General features: G+C 75.5%; 13 protein-coding genes. 9 read left to right on the forward strand and 4 right to left on the reverse strand.

Annotation, left to right across the window (positions count from 1 at the left end):
• Positions 1 to 32 precede the first annotated feature (32 nt).
• The 3 genes from ACF1BH_RS22265 to ACF1BH_RS22275 are packed head-to-tail and all read left to right on the forward strand — an operon-like array spanning position 33 to position 8,520.
• Complete coding sequence (locus ACF1BH_RS22265; protein WP_391644737.1) at positions 33 to 1,739, forward strand: non-ribosomal peptide synthetase; 1,707 nt, start codon at positions 33 to 35, stop codon at positions 1,737 to 1,739.
• Positions 1,736 to 7,786: an AMP-binding protein gene (locus tag ACF1BH_RS22270; RefSeq protein WP_391644739.1), complete on the forward strand. Its 6,051-nt coding sequence runs from the start codon at positions 1,736 to 1,738 to the stop codon at positions 7,784 to 7,786. Before ACF1BH_RS22265 ends, ACF1BH_RS22270 begins: the two co-directional genes overlap by 4 nt.
• On the forward strand, positions 7,783 to 8,520 hold the full coding sequence (locus ACF1BH_RS22275) for a thioesterase II family protein (RefSeq protein WP_391644741.1): 738 nt from the start codon (positions 7,783 to 7,785) through the stop codon (positions 8,518 to 8,520). The genes ACF1BH_RS22270 and ACF1BH_RS22275 overlap by 4 nt, the downstream gene beginning before the upstream one ends.
• Before the next feature lie 18 nt (positions 8,521 to 8,538).
• On the opposite strand, the gene ACF1BH_RS22280 is transcribed toward ACF1BH_RS22275, so the two are convergent.
• Positions 8,539 to 9,081 carry a class I SAM-dependent DNA methyltransferase gene (locus ACF1BH_RS22280; protein WP_391644743.1) on the reverse strand — a complete coding sequence of 181 codons (543 nt, stop codon included), beginning with the start codon at positions 9,079 to 9,081 and terminating at the stop codon, positions 8,539 to 8,541.
• A 384-nt stretch (positions 9,082 to 9,465) separates the two neighbouring features.
• On the opposite strand from ACF1BH_RS22280, the gene ACF1BH_RS22285 reads away from it, so the two are divergent.
• Both ACF1BH_RS22285 and ACF1BH_RS22290 read left to right on the forward strand, forming a co-directional pair.
• Complete coding sequence (locus tag ACF1BH_RS22285; RefSeq protein WP_391644745.1) at positions 9,466 to 10,191, forward strand: hypothetical protein; 726 nt, start codon at positions 9,466 to 9,468, stop codon at positions 10,189 to 10,191.
• An 8-nt stretch (positions 10,192 to 10,199) separates the two neighbouring features.
• Complete coding sequence (locus tag ACF1BH_RS22290) at positions 10,200 to 10,961, forward strand: hypothetical protein (protein ID WP_391644747.1); 762 nt, start codon at positions 10,200 to 10,202, stop codon at positions 10,959 to 10,961.
• 351 nt (positions 10,962 to 11,312) lie between these two features.
• Here ACF1BH_RS22290 and ACF1BH_RS22295 read toward each other — a convergent pair whose 3' ends face one another.
• Entirely contained in the window at positions 11,313 to 12,074 is a 762-nt protein-coding gene (locus tag ACF1BH_RS22295) for a sulfite exporter TauE/SafE family protein (RefSeq protein WP_391644749.1), read from the reverse strand.
• A gap of 83 nt (positions 12,075 to 12,157) precedes the next feature.
• Between ACF1BH_RS22295 and ACF1BH_RS22300 the strand changes: the two genes are divergently transcribed.
• Positions 12,158 to 13,126, forward strand: a complete 969-nt coding sequence (locus tag ACF1BH_RS22300) for a LysR family transcriptional regulator (protein ID WP_391644751.1) — start codon at positions 12,158 to 12,160, stop codon at positions 13,124 to 13,126.
• An 11-nt stretch (positions 13,127 to 13,137) separates the two neighbouring features.
• Here ACF1BH_RS22300 and ACF1BH_RS22305 read toward each other — a convergent pair whose 3' ends face one another.
• Positions 13,138 to 13,647, reverse strand: a complete 510-nt coding sequence (locus ACF1BH_RS22305) for a hypothetical protein (RefSeq protein WP_391644753.1) — start codon at positions 13,645 to 13,647, stop codon at positions 13,138 to 13,140.
• Between the two features lie 81 nt (positions 13,648 to 13,728).
• Here ACF1BH_RS22305 and ACF1BH_RS22310 point away from each other — a divergent pair, with 81 nt between their 5' ends.
• Positions 13,729 to 14,712: a GlxA family transcriptional regulator gene (locus tag ACF1BH_RS22310; protein ID WP_391644755.1), complete on the forward strand. Its 984-nt coding sequence runs from the start codon at positions 13,729 to 13,731 to the stop codon at positions 14,710 to 14,712.
• Between the two features lie 25 nt (positions 14,713 to 14,737).
• Positions 14,738 to 15,370: a DJ-1/PfpI family protein gene (locus tag ACF1BH_RS22315; protein WP_391644757.1), complete on the forward strand. Its 633-nt coding sequence runs from the start codon at positions 14,738 to 14,740 to the stop codon at positions 15,368 to 15,370.
• A 69-nt stretch (positions 15,371 to 15,439) separates the two neighbouring features.
• Here the strand turns inward: ACF1BH_RS22315 and ACF1BH_RS22320 are convergent, their stop codons facing one another.
• Positions 15,440 to 16,648, reverse strand: coding sequence for a DUF2993 domain-containing protein (locus ACF1BH_RS22320; RefSeq protein ID WP_391644759.1), 1,209 nt, complete (start codon positions 16,646 to 16,648; stop codon positions 15,440 to 15,442).
• A gap of 266 nt (positions 16,649 to 16,914) precedes the next feature.
• On the opposite strand from ACF1BH_RS22320, the gene ACF1BH_RS22325 reads away from it, so the two are divergent.
• Complete coding sequence (locus ACF1BH_RS22325; RefSeq protein ID WP_391644761.1) at positions 16,915 to 17,589, forward strand: HdeD family acid-resistance protein; 675 nt, start codon at positions 16,915 to 16,917, stop codon at positions 17,587 to 17,589.
• Positions 17,590 to 18,096: the final 507 nt, after the last annotated feature.

Genomic DNA, 18,096 nt, shown 5'->3' on the forward strand with positions numbered 1-18,096 from the left:
GACGGCGCCCGGTCCCGTAGAGAGAGGTAGCGATGGATCTGCTGGACGCCGTGGCCCGCCAGGCGCGCCGTACCCCGGACGCCGTGGCGCTGACCGATCACCGCGGAGCCCGCCTGACCTACGCCGGACTCCAGGCCCGCGCCCGGGCGGCGGCGGGCTCCCTGACCGCGCTCGGGGTGCGGCCCGGGGACCGCGTCGGGCTGGTGCTGCCCCGCACCGTGGAGCTGTTCGTGCTGGAACTCGCGGTGCTGCTCGCCGGCGGCTGCTTCACCCCGCTCGACCCGGACCAGCCGCCGGACCGGCTGCGCCTGCTGCTGGAGCGCGCCGCGGTGGCCGTGCTGCTCACCGACGACGCGGAGCCGGCGCGGGACGTCGGTGTCCGCGCGGTGCGGCCCGGCGCGCTGCCGCCCGCGGACCCCGCCGCCCCGTGCCCGCGGGACGCCCGCCCGGAGGACCCCGCCTACTGCCTGTTCACCTCGGGCTCGACGGGGACACCGGTGGGCACCTTGATCAGCCGCGCGGCGCTGGACGTCTACGTGGCGGCGTACGCGCGGTTGGTCGGCGCCTCACCGCGGGAGCGCGGGGCGCAGATCGGCTCACCCGGGTTCGACGTCACCATCGACGAGCTGTGGCCGTTCCTGACCACCGGGGCGTCGGTGCACCTCGCGTCCGACGCCGACCGCGCCTCGCCCCGCGCACTGGTGAACTGGCTGCGCGCCCACCGGATCACCCAGACCTACATCCCGCCGCTGCTGCTGGAGTCGGTCTTCTCCCTGGACGGCGCGGAGCTGGGGGACGTACGGCTCATCCGTACCGGCGGTGAGCGCCTGGCCGCCTACCCGCCACCGGGGTTCCCCAGCCGGGTGCTGAACGAGTACGGGCCGACGGAGACCGTGGCCGGGGCGGTGTTCTGCGACGTGTCCGCCTGGTCCGACCGCAGCGTGCTGCCGCCCATCGGCAGGCCGCTGCCGCACATCCGGGCCCGCGTCCGCGACCGGGCGGGGCGGCCGGTCGCACCGGGGACGCCGGGTGAGCTGTATCTGGGCGGTCCGACCGTCGGCATCGGCTACCTCGGCGACGACGAGCGGACCGCGCGCAGGTTCGTCGAGGTGGACGGGGAGCGCTGCTTCCGCACCGGCGACCTGGTGCGCGAACTGCCCTCCGGCGACCTGGAGTTCCTCCGCCGCCTCGACGATCAGGTCCAACTCCTGGGCAAGCGCGTGGAGTTGGGCGAGGCGGAGAGCGCGGCGGGCGCCCATCCCGCGGTCCGGCGGGCGGCGGTGGCGGCTCCGGTGGACGCGGCGGGACGCGCGGAGCGGCTGGTGTGCTTCGTGGAGTGGCGCCCGGGCCACGACGCCGCCGGCACCGAAGGGCTCCGGGACCATCTGCGCCGGACTCTGCCGCCCCACATGGTGCCGTCCGAGGTGCACACGGTCGACCGGCTGCCCACGACCCCGTCGGGCAAGGTCGACCGGCGGGCGCTGCTCGCCGCCCGGCCGGCCGCGGGGTACCCGCCGCCGACGCCCGAGGCGCTGGTGACGGTGTGGGAGCGGGTGCTGGGCGTCAGCGGTCTCACCGCGGACGCGGACTTCTTCCTGCACGGCGGCGACTCCGCGCGCGCGGTGAGCGCGGTGACCGAGATCGGGCTGCGCCTCGGGGTGCAGGTCACCGCGCGCGACGTGTTCGTCCATCCCACCCCTGCCCGACTCGCCGAGCGGCTGACGGAGGAGACCCGGTGAGCGCAAGCCCCGTGCTCGACATGATCGCGGCCACCGCGGCCGCCCACCCCGCCACGACGGCCGTCGTCCAGGGCGACCGGTCCCTGACGTATCGTCAACTGGCCGAGGACATACCGTCGTTCGCGGAAGCCCTGGTCACCCGGGGCGCCTCCCCCGGTACGCATGTGCTGCTGGTGCTGGAGAACCGGCCGGAGTTCGCGGTCGCCTACTTCGCCACGGCGGAGGCGGGCTGCACGGTGGAGGCCGTCGACCCGGACCAGCCGCCGGAGGTGCTGCGGCGGCGGCTGGCCGACAGCCGCCCGGCGGTCGTGGTCACCACGCCCGGCCACCCGGTGGCCGCACTCACCGACCGCCCGGTCCTGTACGTGGACGCGCCCCTCCCCCGGCCCCGGTCCGGCGCGCGCCGGACCGCGCGGGCGGGCGGCCCGTGGGTGACCGCCCTGTCCTCCGGCAGCACCGGCGAGCCCAAACGCGTCGTACGCCACCAGGCACACCAGGTCGCCGAGGCGGGCCACATCACCACGACAGCGCGCATCACCGCCGGGGACGTCCTGCTCTGCCCGGTGCCGCTGTTCCACGCGCTCGGGCAGTTCTGCTGTCTGCTGGCGGCGGTCCGCTCCGGCGCCACGCTGGTGCTCACCGACCGCGGCGCGGACACCTCTGCCGTGGACGCCGTGGTGGCGGCGCTGGCCCGGCACCGCGTCACGCTGCTGATCGCCGTACCCCAGCTCTTCGACGCCCTGGCCGACCTGCCCGCGGACGTACCGGTGGAACTGGGCGCGGTCCGCCTGTGCCTGTCCGGGAGCAACTTCCTCGACCCGGCCGTGGCGCGCCGCTTCACGGCCCGCTTCGGCCTCCCCGTACGCCAGAGTTACGGGTCCACGGAGGCGGGCAGCGTCTGCTGGGACGTCGGCGCCGAGCCCTCCCCCGGTACGGTCGGCACCCCGCTGAACGGCGTAGGCGTCGAGATCGTCGACGAGCGCGGCGATCCGCTGCCGCCGGGCGTGACCGGCGAGATCGTGGTCTCCGGCCCGGCCGTCGTGGCCGACCCCGGCAGCGGCCACCACCGCACCGGCGACCTGGGCAGCCTGGACACCGAGGGCCGGCTGACCGTCGTCGGACGCTCCCGGGTGCTGATCGACACCGGTGGGCACAAGGTCAACCCGGTCGAGGTCGAACGTGTCCTGGCCGCCCACCCGTCGGTCGCCGACGCGGGCGTGGCCGGGGTGCCGCTGCCCGGCCGGGGCGCGCTGCTGGTGGCGGCGGTCCGCCCGCGCGACGGCGCCCGGGCCGAGCCCGCCGCGCTGCTCGCCCACTGCGCACGCCATCTGCCTTCCCACGCGGTGCCCCAGCGCGTGCGCGTGGTGGCCGGTGTCCCGCGCACCGCGCTGGGCAAGGTCCGCCGTACGGAGTTGGCCGCGCTGCTCGCGGACGGCGGGGACGGGCCGGACGCCGGGGCGCGCGAGCGGCTGGCGGCGCTGCCGCCGGACCGGCGGCGCGCCGAGACCCTCGCCCGGCTGTGCCACGCGGTGGCCGAGGTGACGGGGACGGCGCCCGCGGCGGTGGACCCGGACGCCCCGGCCCGGGACGCCGGGGCGGACTCGCTCGCCGCGCTGCGGCTGCGCACCGCCGTCCACGCCGAGCTGGGCGTGCGGCTGCCGCTGCCCCTCCTGCTGGGCCCCCGCCCGCTGCGGGAGATCGCCGAGGAGCTGGCCGGGCGGCTCGACGGGCCGGGGGACGACGCCGACCCGGTGCCGCGCGGACCGGCCGACGGCTGTTTCCCGCTCGCCCCCAACCAGCTGTCGCTGTGGCACGCCGACCAGCTCCATCTGGGCGGCTCGGCCTACGTGGTGGCCTTCGCCGCGCGCCTGACCGGCGGATGCGACGTGGCGGCGCTGCGCCGCGCGTGGACCGCGCTGGCCCAGCGGCATCCGGCGCTGCGCACCTTCTTCCCGCTGCGGGACGGGGAGCCGGTGCAGCAGGTGGCCGCCGAGGCGCGGGTGGACTTCGCGGTCGTGCCGGGGACGGACCGCGAAGAGCTGATCCGGTCGGCGTTCGCGCCGTTCGACCTGACCGCGGGGGCGCCGCTGCGCGTCCGGCTCCACACCGACGGGCCCGACGACCCGGTGCTGGTGGTCGCCCAGCACCATCTGATCACCGACCACTGGTCCACGCTCCTCCTGCTGCGGGAGCTGGCGGTGCTCCTCGCGGCGGAGACCGGCGGCGACGAGGCGTATCTGCCGGCGCCCGCGCACCGCTACGCCGACTTCGCGGTGTGGTCCCTGGCCCGGTCCCGCTCCCCGCGCGGCGCAGCCGATCTCGGCCACTGGGTACGGGAGCTGACGCCGCCGCCCCCGCCCGCGGAGCTGCCCGCCGACCGGCCCCGCCCCGCGGTGCGCGGGCAGCGCGGGGCGACGCTGCGCACGGAGCTGTCCCCGGCACCCTCCGCCGCCGTCCGCGGGTACGCCCGGGCCGCGGGCACGACGCCCTACACCGTGCTGCTGGCGGTCTTCCATGTGCTGCTCCACGCGCACACGGGGCGCGCCGACAGCGCCGTCGCGGTGAACACCGCCCAGCGCGACCGGCCCGAATTCGCCGACGTGCTGGGCTGCTTCACCAACACCGTGGTGCACCGGGTGCGGCTCTTCCCGGAGCAGTCGTTCACGGAGCTGGTCGGCTCGGTCGGGGAGCGGCTGCTGGCGGGCCTCGACCACGGCGGCACCACCGTCGACCAGCTCCTGGGCCCGCTGGGCGTGGCGCGCGACCGGAGCCGGGCGCCGCTGGTGGAGGTCGGGTTCGGGCAGAACACCGCGCACGACCCGGCGCTGGGCCCCCTCGGCACCCTGCTGACCGCCGACCGCGACGGTGCGCGGGTGCCCCTGGGGCCGCTGACCCTGGAGGCGGTCGCGCTGCCCCGCACCGGGGCCGTGTACGACCTGGCCGGTGTGGTGTCCGAGCACGGCGACGCGCTCCTCGTCACCTGGGAGTACGACACGGACCTCTTCACCCGGGCCACGGTGGCCGGGCTGGCGGACCGCTTCGCGGCCCTGGTGGACACCCTGCTCGCCGCTCCCGGCGCCGCGTTGGGCACCGTCACTCCCCCGGCGCCGCCCGGGCCCGCCGCGGCGCCGCCGGGCGAGCCGGTGGCCGACCGGGTGCGCCGGTGGGCCGAGGCCGAGCCCGGGGCGCCGGCGGTCGTCGACGGGACCCGGGTGGTGTCCTACGGCGCGCTCGACCGGGCCGCGGACCGGGTGGCGGCCGCGCTCGCCGCCGCGGCGCCCTCCGCCGTGGTGGCCGTACGGGCCGGGCAACCCGCCGATCTGGCCGCCGCCTGCCTGGGTGTGCTGCGCGCGGGGCTGGTCTGCGCGCCCCTCACGGGCGAGGGCGACGCCGAACCGTCCGAGGTGGGGGCCGCGTTGCTGGTGGACGCGGCGGGATGCGCGGACGCCCCGGCCGCGGTGTCCGTCGAGGTGCTGTCCGGGCCGCCGGCGCCACGCCCCGACGGCCCGGAGGCGCCCGCGCTGGTGCTCCGCACCAGCGGCACGACCGGGCCCCGCCGCCCCGTGCTGCTCGGGCAGCGGGCGCTGGCGGACGCGGTACGCGACGACGAGCGGGGCGAGGTCCTGCTGGCCCACGGGCCGGCCGACCGGCTCGCGTGCGAGCTGCTCACCACCCTCGCGGCGGGCAGCGTCGCGGTCCCCCTCGCACCCGACGCCCGCCTGGCGGAGCTGGCGCGCGGCCGCCCGGCCGCCGTGGCCGCCCTCACCCCCACCGAACTGGCCCTCCTCCTCTCCCGCCTGGACGGCACCGCGGCCCCCGCGGTCCGCACGCTGGTGATCGGCGGCGAACCGCTCGGCGCGGACCTCGTACGCCGGTGGCGGTCCCACGCCCCGGACGCCCGCCTGGTGCACACGTACGGCGGCGCCGAGTGGGGGCTCGTCCTGGCCGAGGAGGAGGTGGTGGGCGACGGGGACGCGGAGCCCGCCACCGGCCTCGTACCGGTGGGCGGGCCCGTGCCCGGGACGGCGCTGTGCGTGGTGGACCCGTGGGGCCGCGCCTGTCCGGCGGGCGTGCCCGGGGAGATCTGTGCCGCCACCGGGGAACACGCCGCGCCGTTCGGGCCCCCGGCACCGGACGCGCTGCTCCCGCACCCCGCGCGCCCCGGCACCCGGGTGCGGCGCACGGGGGACGCCGGTCTCCTCCTGTCGGACGGGAGGCTGGTCGTCCTCGGCCGGCTCACCCAGCTCCGCTCCGAGCGCGGCTACCACCGGGTCCCGGCGCGGGTCGAGTCCGCGCTGCGGGGGCACCCCGCCGTACGGGCGGCCGTGGTCACGGACGGGGCCGAGGGGCCCCTCGCGGTGGTGGAGACGGACGGGAGCGTGGCCGAGGGCGTGCTGCGGGAGCTGCTGCGCGGGGCGATGCCCGCGCATCTGCTGCCCGCACGGCTGGTGTGCCGCGCGCCGTTGCCGCGTACGCCGGACGGCAAGGCCCGGCGGACACCTCCGGCCGAGCCGGACACCGGCCCGCCGCCGTCCGCCCCCGCCGAGGAGCTGACCGGGGTCGAGGCGGCGCTGGCGCAGGTGTGGTGCGAGGTGCTGGGCGTCGCGCACGTCGGCCCGGACGACGACTACTACGCGCTGGGCGGCGACTCGGTGCAGGCGGTCCGCATCGCCACCAAGGCGGCGGAGGCGGGCCTCCAGGTCACCCGGCGGCATCTGTTCACCCACCCGACCGTCCGTTCCCTGGCCCGGGTCACCACCTCGGCCGCCGCCGCGACCACGGTCCGCGCCAGTTTCGCCCGCCGCCGGTGCCTCCCGCTCACCCCGGTGCAACGCTGGTTCTTCGCGCTGGCGTTGCCGGACGCGGGCCACTGGAACCAGTCGGTCGCGCTGTCGGTCCCTCCCACGCTCTCCACGACGGTGCTGACGGACGCCGTACAGGCGGTGGCCGACCACCATCCCGTCCTGCGCCACCGCTTCCGCCACCGCGGAACGAGCTGGGCGCAGGTCGTCGACCCGACCGCGCAGACCGTGGCGGTCGAGGAGGCCACGGCCGACGGCGACGAGGCGGTCCGGACCGCGACCGAACGGGCCAGGCGCGGCTTCGACATCGCCGCGGGCCCGCTGCTGCGCGCCGCCTTGATCCGCACCGGGGAGGAGGGACGGCTGCTGGTCCTGACGGCACATCACCTGGTGGTGGACGTGCTGTCGTGGGGCGTGCTCCTGGACGACCTGCGCACGGCCTGCGCCCACGGCACGGCGGGCGAACCCGTCCGGCTGCGCCCCGGGTCCGTCACCTACGACCGGTGGGCGCGGTCCCTGCCGGGCGACGGCGGCGAGGACGCCGGGGAGGACGGATCCTCCGGTGCGCAGGCGGGCGAGCCGCCCACGACGTACGAGCGCGCCACCCGCGTCGCCGAGCGCGCGCTCGGCCCGTCGGTCACCGGGCGGCTGCTCCGCGGCGTACGGGCCCGGGGCGCGCACCCGGCCGACGCCGTGCTGGCCGCCGCTGCCACCGCGGTCGCCGGCGAGCTGGGCTGCCACACGGTCCGCGCCGTGACCGAACTGCACGGCCGGGACGAGGAGAAGGCCGGCGGCGCGGACCTGTCGCGGACCGTGGGCTGGTTCACGGCGCTGGCGCCCGTGCGGGTCGTCGCGGCGCCGGACGCCGATCCGCGCGCGGTGCTCGACGCCGCCCGGGCGGCCCGCACGGGCGCCGACGGCCGCGGCGCCGCCCGCCTCACGGGCCCGGACCGGCCGTGGCTGAGCGTCAACTACCTGGGCGCCCTCGGCTCACTCTTCGCGGGCGCGGCGGGCGACGGCGGTCTGACGGAGGCCGCGCTGCCGGACCGGGGCGACCGCGGACCGGACAACCCCCGGCCGTTCCACTGGGAGTTCAGCGCCCACACGGAGGGAGACACGTTGCGGCTACGACTGGCACACGCGGACGGTACGGACCGGGCGGAGCGGCTGCTGGACGCCGCCTGCGGCTGGCTCCGGGACCTCGCCGGAGCCCTGGACGGGGCCGGGCGGGAGGTGACCCGGTGAGCACCGAGTGGCTGGTGGATCTCGTGCCCGCCGGGCAGCCACGGCGGGTGGTGTATCTCTTCCCGCACGCGGGCGCGGGCGTCGCCGCGGTGCTGGCGGTGGGCCGCGCGCTGGGGCCGGACCCGCATCCGGTGGCGGTCCGGCTGCCCGGCCGGGAGGCGCTGCTCGACGCGCCACCGCTCGCCGACCTCCCGGCGCTGGCCGCACGGCTGGCCGCCGCCATCCGCGCCCATGCGGACGGCGCCGAGATCCTCCTCTGCGGCCACTCCTCGGGCTCGGTCCTCGCGTACGAGACGGCCCGCGTCCTGGAGCCCGCGGGCCCCGCCCTGCTCGCGGTCTCCGCGCAGCAGGCGCCGGGAACGGCCGTCCGTACCGCCGCCGGATGCTGGGACCTGCCCGACGAGGAGTTCTTCGCCCAGGTCGTCGCGGACGGCTATCTGCCCGCCGAACTGCTCGAAGCCCCCGACGTCCTGGAGATGGTGGCCCCGGCGCTGCGCGCCGACTACCGGGCGACGCACGAGTACCTCACCGGGCCGGCCCGCTGGACGCCGTTGGCGGCGCCGATCCTCACCGTCCGCGGCACGACGGACCGGACCGTCTCCGCGGCGGACCTCGCCGCGTGGTCGGCACTGACGACCGGCGGGCACACGGCCGCGACGCTCGACGCCGGGCACAATCTGCTGCGTGACTGCCCGCGGGAGCTGGCCGCCGCCCTCCGCCAGGCGCTGCCCTGACCGCGGGGCAGCGGCCGGTCAGGGCCTGCGGTGCACGGAAACCGCGTACGGGCCGCCGGTGTAGGGCTCGCGCGACCAGGTGGCATACCTGGCCTCCGGCGTGAGCCCCGCCGCGCGGCAGTGCGCGTCGTAGTCGTCGAGACCGTACCCACGGTCCAGGGAGAACCCGGCGACGAGGTGTCCCCCGGGCCGGACGTGCCGGGCCGCCCCGGCCACCAGCTCGGCCTCCGTCCCGGGCGGCGTGAACAGCGGGACGTTGCCCGCCATCACCACGACGTCGAAGGTCCGTCCCAGATCGAGGCCGACCAGGTCCCGGCGGTACCAACGGATCTCCGCCGCCCGGCGCCGCGCGGTGTCCAGCATCGAGGCGTCGGCGTCCACCCCCGTCACCTCGATCCCGTGCCGGGCCAGCTCCACGGCCACCCGCCCCGTGCCGCACCCCGCGTCAAGCACGCTCGCCGGCTCGAAGGCCCGGATGAACACGGCCTCACCGTGCACGTCCTCCCCCGCGGCGGCCATCCGGTCGAACCGGGCCTGGTAGTCGTCACCGTTCCACGTCATACGCCCACCTTGGCACACCGGTCACCCGCCACCCCAGGGGCCCTTTTCCGTCGCGGCCGCGGGGCCGGAACGCGTCGCCTTCCCCTGCCTCACCGCCGGCCGGCAACCCCGGAGCGCTGCCGGGCGCCGCTCGACCCTCCCGGCAACCACGAGGGTGCCTCAACACGCCTCCGGCATCCGCAGGTTGCTCTCCGCGCACCGCGAACGACGCGCCGGACCAACGGTCTTCCGGACACTCCCCGGGACATCGGGCCGACGCGCGCCGAGGCCCCATTACACACATCGGGCGACCAGACACACGCACTATCCGCTTTTCCCACCATTTGAGGGAACTCCCCAGATCATCGCGGCCGGACCGGCGCCGCGGTGCGCAGAATTCCGTGCGTGTGCCAACTCCACTTATTACCCCGGCCGGTGGCCGGTTTCGCCGCCGCCACCTTCCTGATACTGACCGGATTCGCCGCGGTGCCGGTCCTGACCTCCCCCGCCGCGGCCGACCAGACGCACGACACCGGGCACCGGACCGGACACGGCGCCACGCACGGCTCCGGGCGCCACGGAGTCCACGCCGACGTCGGCGAGCACTCCGTCCACGCCACCTCCGGCGACTCCACCGCATCCGTCACCCCCGACGGGGCGTACGCCTCCTCCGGTGACAGCTGTGCGTACGCCGGGGCATGGCCGGCCATCGGCGTACCGACCGGCTTCCCGATGCCGCCCGACTGGCATTTCCCCTGTACGGAGCCGACCCCCACGCCCACCCCCTCGCACGAGCCGACACCCCGGCCCCGTCCGTCGGAGACCGGCCCGCGCCCGACCCCCCCGCCCGGGACGCCCTCGCGCCCGCCCGTACCGCCGCCCGCGCCGCCGCATCCGGCGCCGCCCGCTCCTCACCCGCACCGGCCCACCCCGGCGGTGCCCTCCCCCGCGTCGCCGAGCGCCTCCCCCGAGGCCCCGCGCGACTACGCGGCGGCGGCGCACACGCCCACCCACGGGAGCTCGATGGTGACCAGGACCTTGCTGGTCACCACCCCCGCCGTCCTGGCCGGGGTCGCGCTCCGCCCCCGTTCACGCTCCACGTCCGGTTCTTCCGGGCGCCGTTCCTCGTAGGAGAACGCATGTCGCAATGGCTGGTACTGGCGATCGCCACCGCCGCCGTCTGTGGCGTCGTCCTGGCCATCACGGTGCTCAAGCAGCGCCGGATCGGCGAGGACGACGACCCGTCCGAAACCCCCGATGTCATCGAGTACATGACGATGATGGTGGGTGTCGTCTACGCGATCGTCCTGGGCCTGGCGATCGCCGGGGTCTGGGAGGCCCGGGGCACCGCGGAGGACACCGTCCGCACCGAGGCACAGGCCCTGCACGAGATCAGCGCGCGGGCGCGGGCCTACACCCCGCCGGTGCGCGACCAGATCCGTGCCGACGTCGACCGGTACGTCACCTACGTGGTGCGGAAGGAGTGGCCGGTGATGGCCGAGCAGGGCGAGATCACCGCGCAGGGCACCGACCTGCTCGCGAAGGTCCGCGCCGATGTCACCGACCACCGTCCCCGCGACACCTTCGAGGAGCAGTCCTACCAGCCCCTCGTCGATCAGGTCGCGGTGGCGGACGGGGCGCGCAACGCGCGGGCGGACGCGGCCGGTACCGCCCTGCCGGCCGTCGTGTGGTTCGGGCTGATCAGCGGCGGCGTCGTGACCGTCGGCCTGATCTTCACCCTGCAGATCCGGCGGTCGGGGAAGGAACTGCTGATGGCCGGTCTCTTCAGTGCGCTGATCGCGTTCCTGCTGTTCCTGGTCTGGGACCTCGACGCACCGTTCAGCCGCGGCCTCGCCGCGGGCGTCGACTCCTTCACCGCCCTCTTCCCGCACGCGGGATGACCCCTCCTCCGGCCGGGGCCCCGGGGGCGGGGCCCCGGCCAGAGGTCCGCGCGGCCCCGCTGCGTACGGGGCCGCCCGCCCGGCACATGGCGTGCCGCTCTTCGGCGTCCGTATCCGTGCCACCGCGCTGCGGGACTCTCAGGTACGGAACTCCCGGCGGGCGGTGGTTCTGCGGGTCAGGTCCACGAAATCCGGCTCGGAGCCCTCGACGGCGGTGACGGCCTCCCACCGGCGTCCGGCGGCGGCCCCGTGCGCCGCGGGCCGCTTCGGCCGCGGTGGGGTGGACGGTGGCGCCGACGGCGGCGGCGCCCTCCCGTTCGGCCGGGGCGGCCGTACCGCGGCTCCGCACCGTCAGGCGCGCAGGAAGTAGAGGACGGTCGTGATCACGGCCGTCACCAGAAGGGCGCCCCGGAGCAGCCGGGCGGGGAGGCGGCGGGCCAGGTGGGCGCCGGCGAAGCCTCCGGCCACGGCGCCGAGGAGCATGGCGGTGAGGAGCAACGGGGCGCTCAGGGCGTCCGAGGCGAGGAGGAAGAGCGCGGTGGCGCTGAGGTAGACGGCCGCCAGTTGGACGATACGCATCGGATTGCCGACCGCGGCGTCCAGGCCGAGGCCGATGCTCCACAGGGCGAGCATCAGGATGCCTACGGCTCCGCCGAAGTATCCGCCGTACACGGCGAGGAAGAACTGTCCGATCAGGACGGCCCGTCCACTCATGCCGACCGGGCGGCCCAGCGCGCCGGTCAGTGCCCGGGAGAGGGGGCGGCCGACGGCGAGGGTCACCGTGGCGAAGGCGAGCAGCCACGGCGCCGCGGCGTCGAACGACGAGGCGGGCAGCGCCAGCAGCAGTCCCGCGCCGACGCCGCCCCCGATCACGCTGACCGCCGTCAACGCCCTGAGGGAGGTGGGTCCGACGGGGGTCAGGTCACGCCGGTACACCCAGGCGCTGACGACCGCGCCGGGCACGAGGGCCACCCGCGACACCGCGTTCGCCGCCACCGGCGGCAGGCCGAAGGCGACCAGCGCGGGCAGCGCCACGAAGGTCCCGCCGCCCCCGATGGCGTTCAGGGCTCCGGCGGCCACGCCCGCCAGCAGGACAGGGAAGAACTCACTCATACGCCGAGCATCGGCCCCGGCCGAACGGTTCCACAATGCGGAATCCGCAGACGTAGGCTTCGGCTGCGCCATAGTCTGAGCGGGTGCGCTACGACTTGGACGATCTGCGGCTCTTCCTCCACATCGTCACGGAGGGTTCGATCACGGCGGGGGCGCGGCGGATGCCTCTGAGCCTGCCCTCGGCCAGCGCCCGGGTGCGTGCGCTGGAGCACCACGCGGGTGTGGCGCTGCTGGTCCGCGGCCGCCGGGGCGTTCGTCCGACTCCGGCGGGGACGGCGCTGGCCCGCCATGCGCGCGATGTGCTCGACCGGACCGCGCGGCTCGAAAGCGCCGTGGCGAGTTACACGCGGCCCGCGACCGCTCCGCTGACCCTGCTGGGCGGCGGCTCCGCGATGCACGGGTTGGTGCCGCGGGCCCTGACCTCCTTCCTCCGCGCCCACCCGGACACCGATGTCACGGTGTCCGAGAGCCGCACCCCGCAGACCGTGCGGCGGCTGGCCGACGGTGAGGCGGAGCTGGGGGTGGTCATCGATGACGAGGCCGGTGACCGCGGGCTGCGCACGGAGCCGCTCGGCGACGACTCCCTCGTCGTGATCGGTCAGGTCGGCGGGGTCCTCAGCGGCCGGACCGCGCTGACCTACAGCGAGGTCGCCGAGCATCCCCTCGTCGGGCTGGACGCCGGCTCCTCCCTGCGCCGCTGGATCGAGAAGCGCCTCGGGCCGCACGCCCCGGTGGTGCGCCACCGCACCACCGTCGCCGACCTGGGCGTCCTCGTCTCCCTCGCGGCCGCCGGCGCCGGGCTCGCCGTCGTACCGCGGCGCGCCGTCGATCCCCGGCAGCCCCTCGACGTGTGCGCGCTCCAGGACCCCTGGGCCCGTCGGAGCCATCTGCTGGCCTGGGGCGTCAAGGACCGCGCCACGTCGCCGGAGGCCGTGGCCCTCGCCGAGCATCTGCGCCGGGCCGCCCGGTACCGGCCTGCCTCCGGCGCTGCACACGGAGCGCCGGGCGAGGGCCCGGAACCGTCGGGGCAGGACGGTCTTCCCGCCCGCTGACCGCCTGCCGTTCAGCCCTGCGCACGTACCAGGCCCGCGGCCACCGCGAGCCGGACGAGGGCGGCGAGGTCGATCCGGGCGACCCGCATCGTGGCGCCGTTGAGCGCGGGGGTGACGCGGGCGAACAGCAGGAAGGTGCCCATGCTGACCCCGCCGGCGGCCATGGCGGGCACCCGCAGCGAGGAGAGGAACGCCGCGCAGAGCAGGCCGGTGCCGACCAGGGCCAGCAGCACCGCGCGGTGACGGAGCAGCAGGACCAGGTCGGGGCTGCCGTCGGCGTCGGCGGCGACCCCGTAGGCGGCGCCGATCCGGGACGGGGTGATCGCCACGACGCCGGGCAGCAGGTTGACCACGCCGACGAGGAAGAGCAGGGCGGCGGCGAACCGGCCCTGGGGCACGAGCACCGGGCCGAACTGGTGCGGGCGGCCGCGTCGTTGGGCGCGGACGCGCCGCTCGCCGAGGTCCGGGGTCGGGCCCCCGGCGGATGCGTCCGCCCCGTCCACCGCCTGAGCGGCGGCCACGCCACCACGGGACGGCCGGGTGGCAGGAAGGGTGGGGTTCTCGTCATTGCGGACGCGGTGCGGACTGCGAAGGATGGAGCCATGACACAGCGATCCGTGCTGGTGGTCCTCTTCGAGGGCGTGCAGAGCCTCGATGTGACCGGCCCCGTGGAGGTGTTCACGGGCGCCGGGCGGGCGAGCGAGGAGCCGTACGAGATCCGCACCGCCTCGCTCGACGGCGCGCCCGTGTGCACATCGAGCGGGCTGCGGATCACCCCGGACTGCGCGCTGCCCGACGCCGGGACTCCGCACACCCTGCTCGTCCCGGGCGGTGAAGGCTCCCGCAGCCCCGCCCCCGGGCTGATCGACTGGCTGCGGGAGCACGCCCGGCGGGCCGAGCGCGTGGTGTCGGTGTGCAGCGGGGCACTGCTGCTGGCCGAGGCCGGACTGCTCGACGGGCGCCGGGCGACGACGCACTGGGCGCTGTGCGCGCAGCTGGCCGAGGAGTACCCGGAGGTGACGGTCGAGCCGGACCCGGTCTTCGTACGGGACGGCCCGATCGCCACCTCCGCCGGGGTCACCGCGGGCATCGACCTCGCGCTCGCCCTGGTCGAGGAGGATCACGGCCGGGACATCGCCCTCCTCATCGCGCGCTATCTGGTCGTCTTCCTCCGACGGCCGGGAAACCAGGCGCAGTTCAGCGTCCAGCTGGCCGTCCAGACGGCCCGTCGGGAGCCGCTGCGGGAGCTCCAGCAGTGGATCACCGAGCACCCGGAAGCCGATCTGTCGGTCGAACGCCTCGCGGAACGCGCCCGTCTCTCCCCCCGGCACTTCGCGCGGGCCTTCCACGCGGAGACGGGGACGACGCCGGGCCGGTACGTCGAGCGCGTCCGTCTGGAGCAGGCCCGCCGTCTGCTGGAGGAGACGGCCGACGGCGTGGAACGGATCTCCCGCGTCTGCGGATACGGCACGCCGGAGGCCATGCGCCGCGCCTTCGTCAAGGCGCTGGACACCGCGCCGGCCGAATACCGCCGGCGCTTCCACCCGCGCCCGGGGCCCGGCCCCGAGCCCACCGCTCACCTCTGAACTCGCCTCCCACGAAGGAAAGACCATGCAGATCGCCATCGTCCTCTACGACCGCTTCACCGCGCTGGACGCGATCGGTCCGTACGAGATGCTCTGCCGCACTCCCGGATCCGAGACCGTTTTCGTCGCCGAGCGGCCCGGTCCGGTCTCCAACGACCGGGGCACCCTCACCCTGCTCGCGGAGAAGGCGCTCGACGAGGTACCGCGTCCGGACATCGTGGTGGTGCCCGGCGGCCCCGGTCAGCGGGACCAGATGGGCAACGAAACCCTCCTCGGCTGGCTGCGCGCCGCGGCCGCCACCAGCACCTGGACGACGTCGGTCTGCACGGGATCGCTGCTGCTCGGAGCCGCCGGGCTGCTCCGGGGCCGCCGCGCCACCTCGCACTGGCTGGCGCTGGACACCCTCGCCACGTTCGGTGCGGAGCCGACCGGTGAGCGGGTCGTCGTGGACGGCAAGGTCGTCACCGGGGCCGGGGTCTCGGCCGGTATCGACATGGCTCTCACCCTGCTGGGCAAGGTGGCCGACGACGAGTTCGCCCAATCCATCCAGCTCGGGACCGAGTACGACCCGCAGCCGCCCTACGACGCGGGCTCCCCGCTGAAGGCTCCGGCCGCGGTCGTCGGCCGGCTCCGCGACGGCACGTCGGTCTTCCGCTGAGACGGCGGCGGCACGGGCGCGGGGACGGCGCCCGTGCCGCCGCCGTCCTCCCGCGTGGGGTGCCGCCGCTCAGCCCACCGTCACGTCCGTGCCGGTCAGCCGGGCGCGGATCCCGTCCTTCGTCACGGAGAGGCCGCGCAGCCGGATGTCGCCCGGCAGATCGTCCGGCAGCCGGGCCGAGAACTCCATCTGCTGGGCGACCTTCGGTTCCCGGAGCTTCCGCAGCCCCTTGATCAGTGCGGGGTCGATACCGGTGGGTTCGAGCAGCGACGGATGGTCCACGAGCGTGTCGACCATCCGGCCGGTCAGCATCTGCCGCGGACTGACGTGCTCCCCGGTCGCCTGCCGGAGCTCGTCCTCGTCCATCCGGTCGGCGACGGGCGCGGTCAGCTGGAGGCCACCGCCCTTGCCCGGTACGTATGTGAGCAGGCCGGGCACGACCACGCGGGTGTCCTGGACGGTCATCCGCAGACCGCGGTCCCCGGTGCGCTCCAGGCGTGCCTTCCCCCGGATCCGGGCCTGCTTGTCGCCCACCGGCAGTTCGCCGGAGGCCAGCACCGTGTTCCCCGGGCCGGGCGCCAAGGTGATCTGCGAGGCGCCGACCTCGCGGTTCAGGTCCTTGAAGTCCAGCAGGAGGTCACCGCGCACCCGGCTCAGGACCGCCCCCGTGACCGAGGACGGCAGGCTGCCGACGATCCGGATACCGTCCACCGTCCCCTTGACCTGGGCGACGGAGACCGGGCCGGCGTCGACATCGGGCACGTTGACCTCGACGTGGTCGATGTCGCCGGCGAGCACCTGTCCGAGGAACGGGAAGCTGTCGATGTGCACCTCGGGCGCGGCGTGCAGCTTCAGCGCCTTCTGGACCTGCTGCGCCGCCACGTTCTCCGCGTAGAGCACGGCCCACCGGTCACCGAGCGCCAGAAACGCGAGGACGACGGCGAGCGCGACGGCCGTCTTCACGGTCCGCCGTACGATCCGGCGGTTGCGCCGCCCGGACCGCGGGGGTTCCTTCCCGTCGTCGGCGGGCGTGGCGGCGGCCGTGGCTTCGCCGGCCGTGGCGGAGGCCGGGGCGGTGGCGGATTCCGCGGTACCGGTACCGCTGCCGGTGACGGCGGGGACGCTGTCGGTGACGGCGGGAGCGCCGCCCGGGTCGGCGCCGGCGTCATGGGACCGGGAGGGCTCGGTGTCCGGCTCCGTGCCGTCCCGGGCGGGGCGGCTGCCCGGTATCCGCGGCGTGGAGTGTGCAGAGGGTTCGTCGGAGAGCATCGCCGCCATGCGATCACAGCCCTCCGACGCGCACCAAGTTGCCGGTCCCCGCCGCCCGGGCAACCACGCACGGGACGGGAGTTTTCCCGCCCCGTGCCGTCCCGGCCCACCCGGGACGGTCCCCGGGGCTGGGCGACCGGGCAGGGGACCCGCGTCGCCGCAGGCCGGACGGCTCCCCGGAGGCGCCGTGCGCTCCCCAAGCGGGACGCGGTCGTTGGGGTGACGATGGAAAGGTCCGTATCCGACCGTGCTGTCCCATGAGAGAGGTGGCAGGTATGACGAACCCCTCCGCGGCCTCGGACGACGGCCCGCCGCAAGCCCCGGAAGCCTCCGCGGAGAGCAATCCCCTGGGCATCCTGTCCAATCTCGGCTGGCAGGCCCTGTTCACCATCGGTCTGGCGTCGATCGCCCTGGGTGTGATCATCCTGGTCTGGCCGGGCAAGACCTTGCTCGTCGTCGGCATCGCCTTCGGCGTCTACCTGTTGGTCAGCGGCGTCTTCCAACTGGCCGGCGCCTTCGGCGCACATGTACCCGGGCATCTGCGGGCGCTGCATTTCATCACCGGTGCGCTCAGCGTGCTCCTCGGACTCATCTGTTTCCGGGGCACCCTGCAGTCGATTCTGCTGCTCGCCCTCTGGATCGGCTTCGGCTGGCTGGTGCGCGGCATCATGATGACCGCGGCCGCCGGCTCGGCCCGTGAGGCGCCCGCCCGGGGCTGGCAGCTCTTCCTGGGCATCATCACCCTGCTCGCGGGCATCGTGATGATCGTCTCGCCGTTCGGCTCGATCGCCGCGCTCGCACTGGTGACCGGCATCATGGCCATCGTCCTGGGCGTCACCGAGGTGATCAACGCCATCCGCCTGCGCATCGCCGTCGGACGTGCCCCCAAGGACACTCCCACCAGGCACCGGCGGTCGGTGTTCCACCCACGCCCCCATCCGCAGCACTGACCCGAAGCCCGCTCCCCGGAGCGGGCTTCGACCGGTCACCGCGCCTCGCTCCGGCCATCGCGCCGGAGGAGCTGGGCGGAACAACCGGGCGCCGTCGGGCGACCTGTACCCGATGCTTCTCTCCGCCCTCTCCCGCGACACGCCCGGCCGTTCTCCGCTGCGGCTGAGAATTACTGACCGGTATCCGTAGACAGACCCGGATTCGCAGTTCCTGATCTTCTTTCAGCGGGAAGAAGATTCCTCAAAGACGGCTCCGTCACGGCATTTTGGAGCATTCCGAGCAGTGCGCCAGGTTCTCACGCAACCGGAGCCGCGTACGTCGCGTCTTCCAAGTAACCTTGTATGCCCCGCTGATCGGAATCGACCGGGTGCCGAAGATCCGGCACGGGCACCGGAAATCCGGGCAGCACGCTCCGTTTCAGAAAAAGAGAGAGCCGTTCCGTAATCGCACATCTGCACGTCCGCACAGCGAACGGGGGATTACTCATGAACATCAGGTGTGGCAGG

This window comes from Streptomyces sp. NPDC014733 (genome assembly GCF_043083385.1).
Taxonomy (GTDB): Bacteria; Actinomycetota; Actinomycetes; order Streptomycetales; family Streptomycetaceae; genus Streptomyces.

Excerpts from the sequence above, each read along its gene's own strand:
- ACF1BH_RS22265 (WP_391644737.1), top strand. The coding sequence starts at position 33 with ATGGATCTGCTGGACGCCGTGGCCCGCCAGGCGCGCCGTACCCCGGAC.
- ACF1BH_RS22280 (WP_391644743.1), bottom strand. The coding sequence starts at position 9,081 with ATGACGTGGAACGGTGACGACTACCAGGCCCGGTTCGACCGGATGGCC.
- ACF1BH_RS22290 (WP_391644747.1), top strand. The coding sequence starts at position 10,200 with ATGTCGCAATGGCTGGTACTGGCGATCGCCACCGCCGCCGTCTGTGGC.
- ACF1BH_RS22295 (WP_391644749.1), bottom strand. The coding sequence starts at position 12,074 with ATGAGTGAGTTCTTCCCTGTCCTGCTGGCGGGCGTGGCCGCCGGAGCC.
- ACF1BH_RS22310 (WP_391644755.1), top strand. The coding sequence starts at position 13,729 with ATGACACAGCGATCCGTGCTGGTGGTCCTCTTCGAGGGCGTGCAGAGC.
- ACF1BH_RS22315 (WP_391644757.1), top strand. The coding sequence starts at position 14,738 with ATGCAGATCGCCATCGTCCTCTACGACCGCTTCACCGCGCTGGACGCG.
- ACF1BH_RS22320 (WP_391644759.1), bottom strand. The coding sequence starts at position 16,648 with ATGGCGGCGATGCTCTCCGACGAACCCTCTGCACACTCCACGCCGCGG.
- ACF1BH_RS22325 (WP_391644761.1), top strand. The coding sequence starts at position 16,915 with ATGACGAACCCCTCCGCGGCCTCGGACGACGGCCCGCCGCAAGCCCCG.